The sequence below is a fragment of the Paenibacillus sp. FSL R7-0198 genome (assembly GCF_038000415.1).
Lineage (GTDB): Bacteria > Bacillota > Bacilli > Paenibacillales > Paenibacillaceae > Paenibacillus.
Window position 1 is genome coordinate 2352315 of the sequence record NZ_JBBOCB010000001.1, and the last position, 16721, is coordinate 2369035.

Annotated in this window: 8 protein-coding genes; all 8 read right to left on the reverse strand. The window is 49.1% G+C overall.

The window, feature by feature from the left end; all coding sequences use genetic code 11:
- Positions 1 to 2: 2 nt before the first annotated feature.
- Entirely contained in the window at positions 3 to 2786 is a 2784-nt protein-coding gene (locus tag MKY87_RS10130) for an alpha-mannosidase (protein ID WP_340964272.1), read from the reverse strand.
- A complete protein-coding gene (locus MKY87_RS10135) occupies positions 2783 to 5962 on the reverse strand; it encodes a beta-galactosidase (RefSeq protein ID WP_340964274.1) in 3180 nt (1059 codons plus the stop codon). Before MKY87_RS10135 ends, MKY87_RS10130 begins: the two co-directional genes overlap by 4 nt.
- A complete protein-coding gene (locus MKY87_RS10140) occupies positions 5959 to 7278 on the reverse strand; it encodes a glycoside hydrolase family 125 protein (protein WP_074096344.1) in 1320 nt (439 codons plus the stop codon). Before MKY87_RS10140 ends, MKY87_RS10135 begins: the two co-directional genes overlap by 4 nt.
- 258 nt (positions 7279 to 7536) lie before the next feature.
- Positions 7537 to 10761 carry an alpha-mannosidase gene (locus tag MKY87_RS10145; protein ID WP_340964277.1) on the reverse strand — a complete coding sequence of 1075 codons (3225 nt, stop codon included), beginning with the start codon at positions 10759 to 10761 and terminating at the stop codon, positions 7537 to 7539.
- Positions 10762 to 10765: 4 nt separating this feature from the next.
- On the reverse strand, positions 10766 to 13123 hold the full coding sequence (locus MKY87_RS10150; protein ID WP_340967418.1) for a glycoside hydrolase family 3 N-terminal domain-containing protein: 2358 nt from the start codon (positions 13121 to 13123) through the stop codon (positions 10766 to 10768).
- Positions 13124 to 13159: 36 nt separating this feature from the next.
- Positions 13160 to 14080, reverse strand: coding sequence for a carbohydrate ABC transporter permease (locus MKY87_RS10155; RefSeq protein WP_091037844.1), 921 nt, complete (start codon positions 14078 to 14080; stop codon positions 13160 to 13162).
- A gap of 23 nt (positions 14081 to 14103) precedes the next feature.
- A complete protein-coding gene (locus MKY87_RS10160) occupies positions 14104 to 15033 on the reverse strand; it encodes an ABC transporter permease (protein ID WP_249912842.1) in 930 nt (309 codons plus the stop codon).
- A gap of 77 nt (positions 15034 to 15110) precedes the next feature.
- Positions 15111 to 16583: an ABC transporter substrate-binding protein gene (locus MKY87_RS10165; RefSeq protein WP_036673370.1), complete on the reverse strand. Its 1473-nt coding sequence runs from the start codon at positions 16581 to 16583 to the stop codon at positions 15111 to 15113.
- Between the last annotated feature and the right edge of the window lie 138 nt (positions 16584 to 16721).

Genomic DNA, 16721 nt, shown 5'->3' on the forward strand with positions numbered 1-16721 from the left:
TTTTAGCGGCGCAAGCCAACAGTGATGATCTCGCATGAACCTGTCTGTATGTTCCATTCCTTGTTGGCAAATGATAATGTTGATGCCTCTTCTATGCTGTGGGCATGAAACATCTCGCCCTCTTCCTCCAGGATGTTGCTCTTGTAGGCCGTTTCAAATGGCTGTGGATTCGCTTGCGATGTTGCAAGCTTCAACGTGGCAGAGTTGGTGGTCATATTAAACCAGCGAAGCATAACATCGCCGGAATCCTCATTTACCTTGAGTGAAGAAAATGCTAAACCGTCTCCTTGCCATGCAAACGGTGTGTTGTTAGGTGTCAGATAACCCGGGTGTACTTCGGTTTGTGCCAGCGTCCAAGGCACCTGGAACTGATAGGCCTCGATATATGCACCTGACGCTGCACCATTGCCATCGTGAGGAATGATCTCGATCTGGAATGTATGTTCACCCAGGCATTGTGCTTCAGGTGTCGGGAACAAACCCCAGTCTCCGAGTTCGCCCACAGCGCGAAGCAGCGTCACGGCGATGGTGTTGCGTCCATCCTGAAGAACTTCATATTCATTCAGACCCAGATTGGCCACGACCAATCCCGCATCTTTTTCACTCACATCCACAAAACTCTGTTGATGCTGTGTATTGCTTGGATTCTGCCACTCCGGTGCAGGGGTGTTATCACGCGTTGCAATTTCGAACATGGAATCCACATGATGAACAGCAGATACAAGATCCGTTGGGAAAAGAGCACGCACCCGATGATCCTTCGCCTGATTGTTGAAGGTTGTTTCCATTTGTACTCCTTTTCCATTACGACTGAGTGATATCACTGTACGGATCTGAAGTGGGATCATTTTCGCTGAACGCTGGGCTTTACGGTGTGGATAATAAATCAGCTCCCGTTGTTCCTGATCCAGCATCTCATCCGCCGACTCCGGTATCTCCCAATGATGAATCACTTCGAACGAGGTCAAGTATGATGTATCCTCAAGGACCCGAATCTCAGCCTGAAGCGCTTCAGTTGTCCGAGCCACTTCGTTCTCTGGCTGTTTGAACATGTATTCATTACCGATATCACCCACATTTTCGTACACGCCAAGGTCCTTGTAAGTCCGGCCTGACCTTTTATCTGTGAGTGTGAATGAACCGTTGTCGGCAATCGTGACGATCATATGTTGATTTTCCATGCTACGTTCACCACACAACAACGTATCTGTTTTCGGTTGAGAGCCACTCTTAGCATGACCCACTGAGTTCACCAACGCATAAGTCTTCAAGCCAAATGCCGCTACATTCTCTGTTTCAAAACGAATAAGAACGCTCCGACAGCTATACGGCTGACGGAAGCGATCATCCGGCAGATCATAGCCGAATTGCAGACCCAGATCCTCCACCGTACATGGAATCTGCGTACCTTCTTCATCAACCAGTATGCGACCTGACAGGTCAACGGCTTTCATCTGTGCCGCCATTTCCTCCAATGTATATCCATCCCGGAAATACAACCGAGCGGCGTCCAGTTCCATCTGAACTACACCGCTGCGTTCCCAACCGGTTGTATTAAATACCACAACAGGCCGGGCCTGCTCTCCATAACGCTCAAATATGGAGGTATCGACGGCGGTGGCAATATGGCTGGTGCTCTCTTCAATTAGTGCCTCTGCCACATGGCGGCTCTTATCAAATCGCGTCACCATCTCGCGATGCACCTCATCCACACTGCATCCACAGATGCTGTCATGCGGGTGATTCTGCATCAGCGTTTTCCAGGCATATGTCAGTTGATCATGTGGATAGGCATGCCCAAGTAGATAGGCATAGGTTGCCAGGGGTTCAGCCACTTTTTCCAGCATCGTCTGGCCCAGCTGGTTCATCTGTTTCAAATACACACGAGCCGAGGCGGTGTTCACCAAGGTTCCCCAGCCATCGGTACGCTGGCTGCGCAGTTCTCCTTTGACCGTGGACAACTCATGTTCAGCCGATGCTCTCAAGGCGTTCAGATAGTCTGGAAAATTCGAGTGAATGAACTCGATATCGGGATATAATTGCTCAGCCATGCGAATGGCTTCTGGCAGGTCTCGCTGAATTGGCTGGTGGTCACATCCGTTCATGTACAACAGCTCATTTGTTGATGCATATTTTTCCGCATCTGCCAGCTTGGTTTCCCAGAACTTGCGGGCCGAAGCCTCATCTACCGGAACTTCATTCCCGTTGGAATACCAGTTGGCAAACAATACGCCGAGCACTTTAGATCCGTCTGGCCCTTCCCACATCAGCTCCGAGAAGCTTGATTCATATCCGGCATCCGATACCGTATTGTTGAAGCCCGTAGGTTTGACGCCACGTCCAAAGAACACATTATCAATGCCCGATTGCTGCATCAGTTGCGGAGTCTGTCCGACCAATCCAAATGTATCGGGAAAGTAACCAATCTTCGAAGGTGTTCCATAACGTTTGGCGTCCTTATGTCCAACCTGCATGTTGCGCACATTGGCTTCTCCGCTCGTCAGAAACGCATCCTGCAAAATGTACCATGGTCCAATCACAATCCGCCCATTGCGAATATGCTTCTCCAGTCGTTCCTTCTGTTCCGGGCGAACCTGAAGATAATCTTCGATGATAATCGTTTGTCCATCCAAATAAAAGCTTTTATAGTCTGATCCCTCATCAAGCTGATCCAACAGTGAATCGACGAGCTGAATAAGACGCATATGATGCTTCTCATACGGCAAATACCATTCCCGATCCCAGTGGGTATGCGAAATAATATGTGCTCTCTTTTTCTTGGTCATCGTGTTATCCCACCTCTTTCATCTTGTTGTACAATCTCAACCTCATCAGGGCGATACACCGCAGTCAGCTTTCCAGAAACATCTGTGGCAAACAGCACCGAACGATTTTTCTCCAATTGGAACGCGTACGATGCACCTGTACGTTGATCTCTCACATGAACTTCATGGTTCAAGGCAAACTCCGATACGAATACATAGAGATTCCCTTTTGGAAAACTCAGCTTCCGCCCGTAGATTCCTGCGACATCCCCACCAGATATCCATTCCAACTCCTGTTCGATGCCAGCAATCTCAGTGGCGTAACGATACAATTCAGCGAGTGGTTCATCCCGTCCGTTTAACTCGAGCGGCAGTGGGGTCCAGATTAATTTCCCTTTGCCCAAAGGCAACACGTGTACTTCATCTGGTGTACCATTATCGCCATGAAGCAACGTCTCCTTCGCCACCTCGGCGATCCGACGTCGTCCATAGGTCACCCGGTGATTCACGCCATTAATATTCAGCAGCTCTTCCCGCTGCACGTTACCCAGACTGCGTTGGCCGACGATATGATCTGCCCGGTCACTTGCCTTCCAGTACGCATCCAGTCCCAGCGGCCCTGTAATGAGCATGCTCGTGCCTTCCTTCTCTGCAAACGTGAGCAATTGATGCAGTGCGTCGCTGTCCATATTATGCGGACTCGGCACGATAATCAGCTTCGGTGGCTGCTGCTCCAACGCTTCCAGATGATATTCGGATAACGCACGGAACGGCAGTTTCAGATCATAGGACATTACACGGGTCAGCTTTGTTGTGGCATCATAGGCCAGGGCACGGTTGGAGAAATCATTGGAATACGGGAACACCACTGCAATATCCTCCAGCTCGCGGTCTTCAAAGAGATCACGAATGCCATGCATGAATCCGCCAAAATCATAAGACACATCTGCCTCCGGCTTCTCCGTCCCATCTGCACGCAGCGCCCCGATATGAGACTCATTGGCATTATCCATATAGAAGTTGGTGTTCCAGATCCACTGCACTGCTCCTGCACCGCCTGTCGAGAAAGCATAGGCGTACTTGCGTTCGAGAATGCCGCGAAGCTCTTCTTCCGTTCGTTTGGCTCGTCCATCCGGGGTTTCCACATACATGATGCCCGTCTCTTGAATGAGATTTGGTTTATGTGGCGTTTTAGCGAAAATACCGTCCCAGATCAGATCATCGTTTAACCACCAGGAATGCACGGTTGTATAATCCACTTCACGTTCATAGAAGAATGGTGAAGGACGCTGCGCACCAAGGGCTTCGTCCTGTCCCACAGTGACCAGATGATTCGGTACCAGATCCTTGATCGTACCTACAAGCTCTCTTGCCCAAACATTGTGCATCTCCATAGAGAAGAGACAGTAATCGAGCCAGCGTGTTCCTTTTTTGGCCTTGTGCATGTCCTGTACATCAAAATTAATCTCTTCCGCCTCCGGGATCACCGCGGCTGCAAAATTGGGGAGCTGCTTCGGTGACATGTTCCATGCCTCCTGCAACGCTTCAATCGTCTCATGCCGCTGCTCAAGCCAAGCGATATAAGCCTGCTGTTCATACGAATCCCTTGCGGAGCGTGGACCAGCGGAGAAGATACGCACCGGATCAAACATCGATGGCTCATTAATCAGATCCCAGTCCACATGTGTTGTATGCGTGTGACGACTGACAATGCTTCGGATGAAACGTTTCTGTGCTTCTACACTCTGCGGGTCCAAATACGGATTCGTGCCTTCCCATGTCTCCGGTGTAAAGGAGAAAAAGGTGAACGTGACCTGCAAGCCGTGACGTTTTGCCGTTAAAATAAATGCATCAATGGCACGAAGCACATCCTCTGCCATATGTCCGTCTACCTGCATCATGTTGCGATAGGCGGTCCAGATTCCGGTCCGAATCCAGTTGATGCCGGCTTTTGCCATCTGAGCCATGTCCCGATCCCAGACATCTGCGTTCGGCAAAAACAGAAATTTCCGTGCCACATCGGAGGTCATGTAGGTCATGCCCACAACAGGGAGAGGACGTCCGTCTTTTACAAAATAGTCTCTGCTGCGGGTAATCACTTCCCCTTCTGCCAGCAATGCAGCATCCTGTCCCCAGAAGCCTTGACGCAAGGTCCGAACTTCCCCGTCAGGTGCCTGCGCGTGGCATACGATCCGATACAGCCCACTTTCAATGGAAACGGGGAGAAGTATGCGTTCGAAACGCTGCTCACCGGAAAGTTCCATCTCCAGTTGATGGCTCCATACCGTTTCCGTCGTGCCACTTGTGCGATCCTCATGCTCGACCGTTATGTGGAATGTCCACAGCTCAGACGTTGTACGCCTGCTGCCTGCACGCTGTAAAATCTGGCCTTGAAGTGTAAGTACAGCCCGTTCATCTGGCTCATACGAAGCATAATTTGTTTTCAGGGATAACTCCGTTACACCTTGCGCACAGAATTGCGCCCACTTCACAATCTCGTCAGCGCCATCCTGCGTCCAGAATGAGGTGGTCAGCGGCAGATGCACAAACATCCAACGTGAACCAACGAAAGTCCCGCGCGAGTTTTCCCACAGAACGACCGGAGCGGCGATGCTGCGTCCATCCTTGCTCATGCCACGAAGTAATGGATAAATCTGCGTACTCATGGGACCGGATGAACCCATCTGGTGGGGCAGATCACTTGTTTTGGTTGTATGTGGAACCAGATTCCATGTATCTGCCTTCTCGAACAGCCCCTCTTTCCCAGTGAGAAGCGGATGCTGTTCGGATGAAGTGTAGGATTGTACGCCAGCAGAAGATACGTTCAACGCCTCATGAATATAGAGTTCCTGATGATACGCGGTCTGCTCGGACTCTACAACCCATGCCCCATTCTCATATCGAACCGGACGTTTAAAGGGTGCGCCCCCCACACTGATCAGGCTTCCGCCCTGGTGCAGGTAAGCTGCAATCTCCGTCCAGGCGGACTTGGGAAAATAGGGTGCATGCAGATTGACCAGACATCCTTCACCTGCTGTAGTCTTCAAAGTCTCTGCGAGTTCTTCGGCGTTTACAACGGTGATCTCTTCTACTGCTTTCCATGTATTCAGAGCCTCATGAGTTGGAGAAGCACCTTCCATTGGAAACGCAGGATCAGCGAAGATAATCAGCTTTTTAGCATTAGGTTGGATACTCATAACAGGCCATCCTTCATGGATTTATAGACCAACTGGGAGAATAGGCTGTTGGACCATGCAAACCATTTTCTTGTAAAAATCGTTGGATCATCGGCGTGGAAGCCTTCATGCATATAACCTGTATCTGCATCTGTCGCTTCGAGCATGCGAATAATCTCCAGTTTCTCCTCGGCAGACTGCGCAGTCAGACCTTGCATGGACAATCCCATATGCCAGATGTAATCTGGTGGTGTGTGCGGACTTCCGATCCCTTTGGCAACCTTGCCCTCATAATAGAACGGGTTCTCTTTGCTCAGAGCGAAGCGGCGCGTATTCTGGTAGATCGGATCATCCGCTGTGACGTAACCCAGATATGGAATGGACATGAGTCCCGGTGTACCCGCATCGTCCATAAGACAGTGGTTGCCATAACCGTCCGTCTCGTATGCATAGATCGGTCCAAATTCCGGATGACGATAAATCCCGTACAGCTGAATGCCGTGATCCACGTCCTGCTCCAGATCCTTCAATTCCTGCAAAAGTTCCATATCCCGGAACACCCACTCGGCAAACTCCTGCATTTGGCGCAGAGCTACAACCGCGAACATGTTGCCAGGGATATTGTAGTGGAAATCACACGCATCATCACTGGAACGGAAGCCGGACCAGATCATACCCGTGTAGTTGACTGGCATACCTTTTCCGTGATTGCGCAGGGAATCTGTTGGAATACCGTTATTGCGAGTAAAGCGATATGGAGATTGTTCCATGTGATGCTGTTCGACTTTGAACAGATCCACGATTTTACGCATCGCTGCTTTGAAGCTTGAATCAAAAATGTCAGTTAGCTCGGTTTCCTTCCAATATAAATAGGCCAGGCGCACAACGAAACATAATGAATCAATCTCAAATTTGCGTTCCCACACCCAAGGTGACATCTCGGTTTCGTCCGTGGTGTTCCAGTGCCAGTCGTTGGCCGTCTCATTGAAGGCATTGGCATATGGATCGATGTGAACATACTGGATATGACGTTTGATCAGCCCGCCAATAATGCGTTGCAGGTCCTCGTCTTCTTTTGCAAACGGAATGTAATGTACTACCTGCTCCACGGAATCACGCAGCCAGGAAGCCGGAATATCTCCCGTGATAACAAAAGTCGTACCGTCCTCCATCAACTTGGTTGTTGTTTCTATGGTGTTAGGGAAACAGTTTTTGAATAATTGAAGCAGCTTTGGTCGGTGAGCCAACTTCTGTTCCGCTTCTTCGAGCACGGCTTGAATGGATTGTGGCAAAGCAACAGGCGGCATTGGTATTTTGGGTAATCTGAACTGTTCCATGGATGAGTGCAACTCCTTAAACAAATTGAATGGTGTAGCTATAAAAGATCAAGCTGAGAGCATTCACACTAGACCACTACGATGACAGAATAACCTTCCGATCGCTGTTATCCCCAGATTTTTTTTGTTTCCCTTTTCTAAAGGGTAAAATCTAGGGATAAAGGCGAACGCTTCGCTTCTTATGGTTATTTCTGTCCTCTCCGTTAACGTGTGAATAACGAGCTGGACATGTGTAGCTCAAAAATATTTCAAAAAGGTTTACCGCAGTAGCACGGTTTGTATTTGGTAAGGTTTAAAAGATAATGTGATCTGGCCATTGGTATGGGCCAGTAGTTGGACGGGTTCTTCGAGCGCGTTGGAGTGGTACGCTTGCTCAAAGGCATGCGGCCATTGCAATGTGATGTTTTCGCGTTTGCCTGACGATTCATAGAAACGAAGGACTGTTCCGTGCCCATCCTCTGCCATTTTGACCGTATCGAGAATGACGTGATTACTATTAAAATCAATCCATGCTCCGGTTGCTGGGCGTACAGGGGCGGCATTAGCAGTTGCATCTGCGGTTGGAGCTACCTCACTCCCTGTGCTTTGCTGTATTTCTTCCCTCTGCTGTAACTGCTCTATCTGCTGCTCTTGTTGTATCTGACCCTTTTGTTTGACTTGTTTCACCTGCTGTACCGTCACCTCATGATTCAGCTCAGCTGCCTGACGTACGGTGTGTGCAGTTCGCCAGTCTCCGTCATGTGGATAAAGGGAATACGTGAATTCATGCTCTCCCAGATCAGCCGTGCGATCCGGCCATTTTGGTGCACGAAGTAAGGACAAACGAATGGTGCTACCTTGCACGTCGTACCCGTATTTGCAATCATTGAGCAGGCTCACGCCGTATCCATATTCGGATACATCCGCGAAGCGATGTCCACAGACTTCATACTGGGCTTGCTCCCAGCTTGTGTTGCGATGTGTTGGACGTTCCAGTGCGCCAAATGGAATCTCAAATGTGGCCTTGGAGGTCACCACATCAATTGGGAAACCAACTTTCAGAAGTTTGTGATCTTCATTCCAGTTCACCTGTGTCTGGAAGTCAATTCGCCGTGAGTCATGATAAAAGACGATATCTTGTGTAATCACCGATTGATGCAGCTTCCAGCGGAAACGCAAGACATCTTTCGTTGTACCCGCCAGCACCAGCTTTTTCTCCAACAGCTCCACTTCGCCAGCAATCTGCTCTTCATAACGACTGTCGATATCCCATGCATCCCAGAGCGTTGGACGATCATGGAAGAAGTGAAGTTGATTGCCCCGTTCACCCGACTTCAACATCTCACGCTCTGCGGTTTTATCCCACAGGCGGATGATCTCCCCACGTTCATTGAACTGCACATGATATAAGGCAGTATCCCATGTATCTTTAAAGGTTGGTTGTGCGGCAAGGTTCTTCATTTCCCGTACATTCGTTTCCCTTGTATTTTCCGGTACCAGCCAAATCGTTTTATATCCAAACGCCGGAATGTCTGTCACGAGAATAGACATACTGCCATCTTCCCGATCCATCCGCAGGCGCTGACCTTTTTCATCGATGCCATAGCGATCCAAGCCATCCTGCACAGCCAATTGAACGACTGCACTTCGTTTCCAGCCCAGACTGTTGAATACAACATAGGCTACTGAACCTTCTGGCCCCTCTGTGTTGATACCCGTTGTTAATGCTGAAATGCCTTGATCCAGTCCGGTTCTGCCCAATTCAAATACCTGTACATATTCCTCATTCGAAGTGACGTAGGACTCCGTAATTGCCGAGCCCGGTATAATATCGTGGAATTGATTCAGCAAAATTAATTTCCAGCCTTCATGCAGTGCTGAACGCACTTCAGCTTCTGCATCTGCCTCCATATCTGGCAGAGCGAGTGTATTCCACAGCTCAGCTTCTCGATACAGAACCTCCGCTTTCCGGTTGTTGCGCTTATTGCGCGCATGGGTCGTGTAGGTTCCCCGATGTAACTCAAGATACAGATCGCCATGCCACTTCGGAAGTACAGGTTGCTCCTTTTCAATTCCGGCAAAGAAAGCTCCAGCTGTGCTATATCGGCTCGCAGGCTGTCCAACCATCAGGTCTGCGCGATCCACATACTCCAGCATCTCGCGTGTTACGCCACCGCCGCCATCTCCGTGTCCGTATAGAAGCATGTGCTCCGGATGCGCTGCTTTCTCACGGTAGGACTGCCAGTGATCATGAATGTCCTTCGGCAGGGTGTGTTCGTTAACCCCATGATTGAGGTAGGACAGGATCGGTGTGCCGTCAATACCCACCCAATGGAAGAGATCGTATGGAAACACATTTGTGTCATTCCATCCGAGCTTTGTTGTCATGAAATACTCCACATTGCCATGCTTCAAAATCTGCGGCAGGGAGGCACAGTACCCAAACGTATCCGGCAGCCATTCAATCTGTGATGTCTTGCCAAACTCCTCCATATAGAAACGCTGACCATACAACATCTGGCGTATCAGGGACTCCCCACTCGGGATGTTCAGATCCGGCTCAACCCACATACCGCCAACCAGTTCCCAGCGGCCTTCTACAATCCGCTGCTTCACTCGTGCATACAACTCAGGATCATGCTCTTTCAGAAATGCATATAATAAGGGCTGACTCTGGGAATAGACATAGTCGGGATATTCATTCATAAGTGCATCCACGGTGGAGAAGGTACGGCTCGTTTTGCGAACCGTCTCACGTACAGGCCACAGCCAGGCAATATCAATATGGGATTGTCCCACCATATGCTCCAGACCTTCTGCGTTGCCGCCAATCTCACGCACATGATGCTTCAGATTATTCTCAATCTGACGAATACCCCCTCCCTGCTCAATCTCTTCTGCTGACATGCCTACAAATTGATCCATCGCACGATACACCAGTTCTAACAGGCGAACCCGCCGAAAGTCACTTTCCGGTAGCAACACAGCCGAATCACGCACGATAATGACGGTATACATCAGACTGCGAACCGCTTCATTGGGTCTCACCAGCAGGCTCGTAATTGATGTGATCGGCGGCTGAATAACCGCCTGTTGATTCAACGGGTCTACAGGTTCAGGTACCGGGTCAAACATCTCAATCTCAAGTTCCGGAGCGTTTCCGACTTTGGATGGATCAAGCGTGACGTAGGTATGATTGCGGTCAAGGCCCTGATAAGAGTGCCCATTTACCCGAAGCAAGCCTTCTCCGCCTGTTTCAAATACAAGCCCATAAGGTGCTTGCTGCCATGTAGCAGGGATCTCCAGACGTGTTCTAAAAAAATAAGTCGTTCCCTGTTTGCTCGGAAAACGCTCAAAATCTTGACCTTCCGGGTACTCACCCTGATCCTCATACTGTCCTGGCACATTATAATAAGCGCGGGTAATATCCCAGCTGCGCAGCTGTAATTGCTCCAGCCACTGATGTTCGGACAACTCGCGAATAAATCGTCTGATACGTTCCAAAATCTTACGCCTCCCTTACGGTCAGTTCGGCCATTTGCGTATCGTTTACGCTGCTGCCGATATGAATATGGAATTTTCCCGGTTCAACAACAGGCTTCAAGTCACGACCAATATACTGTAACTGCTCGGCTCCGATTTGGAATTCCACGGTCTGTGTCTCTCCAGGCTCCAGGTTCACTTTTGCAAACCCCTTCAGTTCCTTGGCGGGACGAGTCAGTGAGCTGACCACGTCAGCAATGTACATCTGTACAACTTCTGCACCTGCATAACGGCCGGTGTTGGTCACATTCACCGATACCGTAACTGAATCATCAGCTGTCATGGACTCAGCACTCAGCTGCGGTTCACTGTACTCAAATGTGGTATAGCTAAGTCCGTATCCAAATGCATAACGTGGCTCCAGATCCTCTTCGAGGTAACGCTTGCCTCGGGAACGTTTGCCGTTATAATAGATCGGTAATTGGCCGACATGCTTCGGAATGGAGATCGTCAATTTGCCTGACGGATTCACATCACCGAATAAAATATCTGCAATGGCATGCCCTCCCTCTTGACCCGGATACCACGCCTCCAGAATTGCATGTGCATGTTCATCCACCCAAGGTTCAGTGATGGGACGACCGTTAATGTAAACAACGACAAGTTTCTTGCCGAGCTTGTGAATCTCCTGAATGAGTTCCAACTGTACTCCGGCAAGACCCAACGTCATCCTGTCGATCCCTTCGCCGCACTCCATATCATTCCAGGAGTTATCCGATACATTGGAAGCACCCGTCTTAAGATCAATCGTTCCTTCTCCAAAGTCACGTGCACTGGAACCGCCAACCACCATAATGACCGTATCCGCTTGACTGGCAACTTCGATCGCACGCTCGAATCCTTCTTTCGAATCACCTTTGATCCGGCAGCCTGGTGCATAAAGAACCTGATCTGTACTGCTGTCACCAGTCAAAGCACCAACAGAACTCTTCTTCTCCGTTTGCCCATCCACATGATTAGTCAGCTTAATGCGAATCCCATCCAGTACCGTCGCCACTTTCGACTTCGGTTGCGGAGATGTGTAATCGCCCAGTTGATTGTAGGCCTGATCCGCATTTGGGCCGATCACGGCAATCCGGCCCACATTTGCTAACGAGAGAGGTAACGTGTCAGCCTCATTTTTGAGAAGTACAACCCCTTCCGCAGCCAACTGGCGTGCCAGTTGAATATGCGCTTCACTTCCAATTACTTCTGCTGCCCGATCGGCATCCACATAAGGCTGTTCGAATAAGCCCAGTCTGAACTTCAACGCCAGCACGCGAGAGGTAGCCTGATCCAGAACCTGCATATCAAGCTTGCCTTCTGTTAACGCCTGCACCAGATATTGCCCAAACATCTCACCGGACATCTCCATATCGATGCCTGCTTCAATCGCCTGTATGGAAGCTTCCATTCCATCTGCTGCGACATCATGCCCACTTGCCAGCATGTTGATCGCACCACAATCCGTAATGACCAGACCGTCAAAGCCCCAATCCTTACGCAAAACATCTTCCAGCAGTTCCGTATTCACGGTGCAAGGCGTGCCATCAATTTCGTTATACGCCGGCATGATCGACGCCGCGCCAGCTTCCACCGCTTTGCGGAATGGATACAGATCCACTTCCAGCAGTTCACGCCAGCCCATATGTACAGGCCCTGCATTACGTCCACCTTCGGAGCTGCCGTAACCAACAAAATGTTTCAGCGTTGCCGCCACTGTATCTCCACGGTCCAGACTTTCACCCTGAAGCCCTTCCACGGAAGCAACTGCCAGTTCTCCAATGAGAAACGGATCTTCACCGAAACATTCCTCGGTACGTCCCCAGCGCGGATCACGCACAACATCCAGTACCGGAGAATAGGTGACCGCACCACCTTGAGCACGTGTCTCCCTTGCTACTGCCTGGCACATCTCCCGATACAGATCCACATTCCAGGTGCTCCCCAGTAAAAGGGGGACAGGATAGACCGTTCCGTCAATGGCCATATGACCATGCGAGCACTCTTCCCCAATCAGGATGGGAATCCCCAGTCTGGAATGCTCTACCGCATAACGTTGAATCAGATTAACCGCCTCAGCGCCTTCTCTGGCGGATAGTCCATTTTCCAGCGTAACGCCAGTCCACGGATCTGCCCGAAGCGCACCGTAAAGGGAGCCGATGCCCCCATTTTCCACTTGCTGCTTAAAGGATTCATTTAACGTAATGTTCCCTTGATCATTCGTATAGGTCTGCCAGCCAAATGGCTGCGTAAGTTGGCCTACCTTTTCTTCCGTTGTCATCAGGCTAAGCAGGTGTTGTACCCGTTCCTCTACGGATTTGCTTTGGTCCTTGTAAGTCATCAATCTGCATCTCTCCAATCCTATAACGTGATCCGGTTATTCTTTGACCGCGCCCACCGTCAGACCCTGTACGAAATAACGCTGGAAGAACGGATAAGCGAATATAATCGGCAACGTAGCAAGCACAACCATCGCCATTCGGGACGTATCCTGCGGAATGGACTGCATGGCTGCCAGACTCATCGAACTGTTAGCAGAGTTCTGCTGGATAAACTGGATACTCGACTCAATCCGCATTAACATGGATTGCAGCGGTACCAGATTCGGATTATCGATGTATAATAGCGCATTGAACCAATCATTCCAGTAACCGAGTGTACTGAACAACCCGATGGTTGCAAGTCCCGGCAAGGAGAGTGGAATCACGATTTTCATAAAGGTATAGAACTCACCGGCGCCATCAATTTTGGCCGATTCAATGACTGCATCCGGCACACTAGTGGAGTAGAATGTACGCAGGATCATAATATAGAAGGCATTCATCGCCAGCGGCAGAATCAGTGCCCATAACGTATCTTTCAACCCAAGCAGCTGGGATACGACCATATAAGTTGGAATCATCCCGCCGTTGAATAACATGGTCAGAATCGCAAAGATGGAGAAAAATCTCCGGTATCTGAAGCTCTTGCGTGAAATCGCATACGCATACAGCGACATGAGAATCAGACTGATGATGGTACCGAGTACCGTCACCAGAATGGTCACTCCATACGCCCGCAGCAGCGTGTCCCCACTCTGCCAGACAAACTGATATGCCGCGAGACTCCATTCTGCCGGAATCAGACGATACCCATCACGGGCCAGTGCTTTCTCGTCCGTAAACGAGATAATGACTACAAATACAAAAGGAAATACACAGATCAGAGCGAATAGACCGGCGATGATGTTCATGATCACGTTCCAGCCGCTGGATACGTGGTGGAAGTCGCGTTTTTTAACGAGCCTTGCTTGAGCCATATTGGTTCACTCCTTTCCTTGTCCTAGAATAGGCTGCTGTCTTTATCGATTTTGCGGACCACATAGTTGGAGATAATAACAAGCACAAAACCCACCACGGATTGATACAATCCGGCAGCTGTACTCATCCCAATCTCACCACTAGTTTTCAAACCACGATATACATACGTATCAATAACATTTGTCACGGAATAAAGCGTACCCGAATCCCTTGGCACCTGATAGAACAGTCCAAAGTCGGCATAGAAAATGCGGCCTACGGCCAGCAAGGTCATAATCGTGATGATGGGCGACAACAACGGAATCGTAATATTGCGAATCTGCTGCCATTTGCTTGCTCCATCAATCATGGCTGCTTCATACAGTGATTTATCAATCCCCAGTATGGAAGCCAGATAGACAACGCTGCTATAACCGATGGTTTTCCATAACGCTACGAATACCAGAATATACGGCCAATATTTCGCCTCGGAGTACCACTGAATTGGTTCCATCCCAAACCAGCCGATAATCTGATTCAGCATCCCGCGGTCCATGCTCAAGAAGCTGAATGCGAAGTAACCAACAATAACCCAAGATAGAAAATACGGCAGAAACATACCGGTTTGATACAGTTTGGCGAGTCGTTTATTCACTAGTTCCGAGAGCAGGATTGCCAATGCCACAGAAAATACCAGTCCCAAGAAGATAATGGCGATGTTATAAAAGAGCGTGTTGCGTGTAATGAGCCATGCGTCACTTGTGCTGAACAGGAATTTGAAATTGTCCCAGCCAACCCATTCACTCTTCATCAGACTTGCCCAGAACCCTTCACGGCTGAATCGATATTCTTTGAAAGCAGCCACGGTGCCCACGAGTGGCAAGTAGGAGAAGAAGAAGAACCAGATGGCGCCTGGCAGTACCATGAGCAGCATGACTCGGTTTCTAATCAGGTTTTTCAAAAATGTAGTCATTGTGGAGATCCTCCTTCAGGCTTGAATGAAAAAGGACCGGACGCGATAAGCAGCCGCCCGATCCTTACGATGTATCGTTACTTGTTTTCCGCTCTCCAGGCATCCAGTTGGCTTTGGGCTTCAGCCATTACTTTCTCCAGTCCGGCTTGATTGAACTTCTCAATCACTTGATCCAGATTGGCTGCCGGGTCCAGTGTACCTGTCATCAGTGCTGCCCAATATTGCTCTTTCACGTTCTGTACCGCTGTCAGTTCGGCAGATACATTGCTTGCATCAAAGTTAAAGCTGAGGATCGGGGAATTGACACCTTCAGCGTTAAACTTCTTGAACTCATCCCATTTGTTATCCGGGTCATTGCTGTTCAGATAGAGCAGCATGTTGTTCCCAAGGGAGTATGAAGGCATATCGTAGTTTTTCGATTCAGGCAGATTTTCCATATGTGTGTCATCCACTTTTTTGTAGTGTGTGCCCTCGATACCGGAATCTACCATATTACGCAGCACAGGATCTGTATTCAGCAGGTTCAGGAACTCCATCGCTTTCTCCGGATATTCCGAGTTGGCAGAGATCGCCATAATGGAGCCTTGTACAGATGTATTCGTTATAATTGCTTCACTTGCAGGTGTTGAAACAACTTGATAACCGTAACTTGCAGACCATTGATTGTCCGCGAGCGGTTGAGTCTGTGCACGATCCAGGAACCAGTTGCCCGATGTTGTCAGGTCGTTCGTGGAACCTGTTGTTGCCGCTTCTGCCGATACATAACCGGCTTTGTAGTACTTGTGCATCGTGGTTAGTGCTTCTTTCATTTCAGGTGTTTCCAGTATGTTCACGAGCTTATAGTCTGTTGTATCCAGCTTGATTGCCATTGGCAGATTCTGAATGACATAGTCATATGGCACGTAAGGAACATAGTTTTTATCCATGGCAAATGGTGTTACACTCGCCTCGTTTTCCTTAATTGTTTTGAGCAGAGGCTCCAGACTGTCTAACGTACGAACGCCAGAGATGTCCAACTTGTATTTATCAACCAGCATTTGGTTAAAGCGCCATACCTCTTGTTGTGGCAACTCTTTGTTGGCTGGAATTCCGTAATTGTGTCCATCTACCTTGGAACCGCTGAGGAATGCAGGATCAATGGTCTTGGTAAGATCCTGACCGTATTCAGCAAGCAGGTCATCCAGTTCAAGGAATGCACCTTTTCTGGCATTTTGTACATAATCGAATCCACCAGAAGAAGTGAACAGAATGTCCATCGGCTCACCGGATGCTACGTTAACCTGCATCTTCTGCGGGTAGTCACCCCAGTCAACCATCTTCATCGTTACCGTGGCATTAATTTTCTCTTTGGTATACTTGCTCACTTCTTCCATCACTTTGTTGACGTCTTTCTGAGGGGTACCGATGGTATACCAGATCAACTCTACCGCGTCATCTCCAGCTCCCCCGGATTCTGAAGCATCTTTGCTTCCTCCACAGGCACTAAGAACAAGTGTAACGGCCATTAACAATGCAAGAACGAGTGAGAAGCGTTTTCTTTGTTTACTCATTTCTTTGATCCTCCCTTTTCGTGTTCCCTTAGGCTCTACTTACTAACTGCTTTAACCTTATCGAATGAAAGCATTTACAAAAAGAAGATAAACTTAAGTTTTCGAGGTACAAATTAAAGAGAAATCGTCCTTGGACAA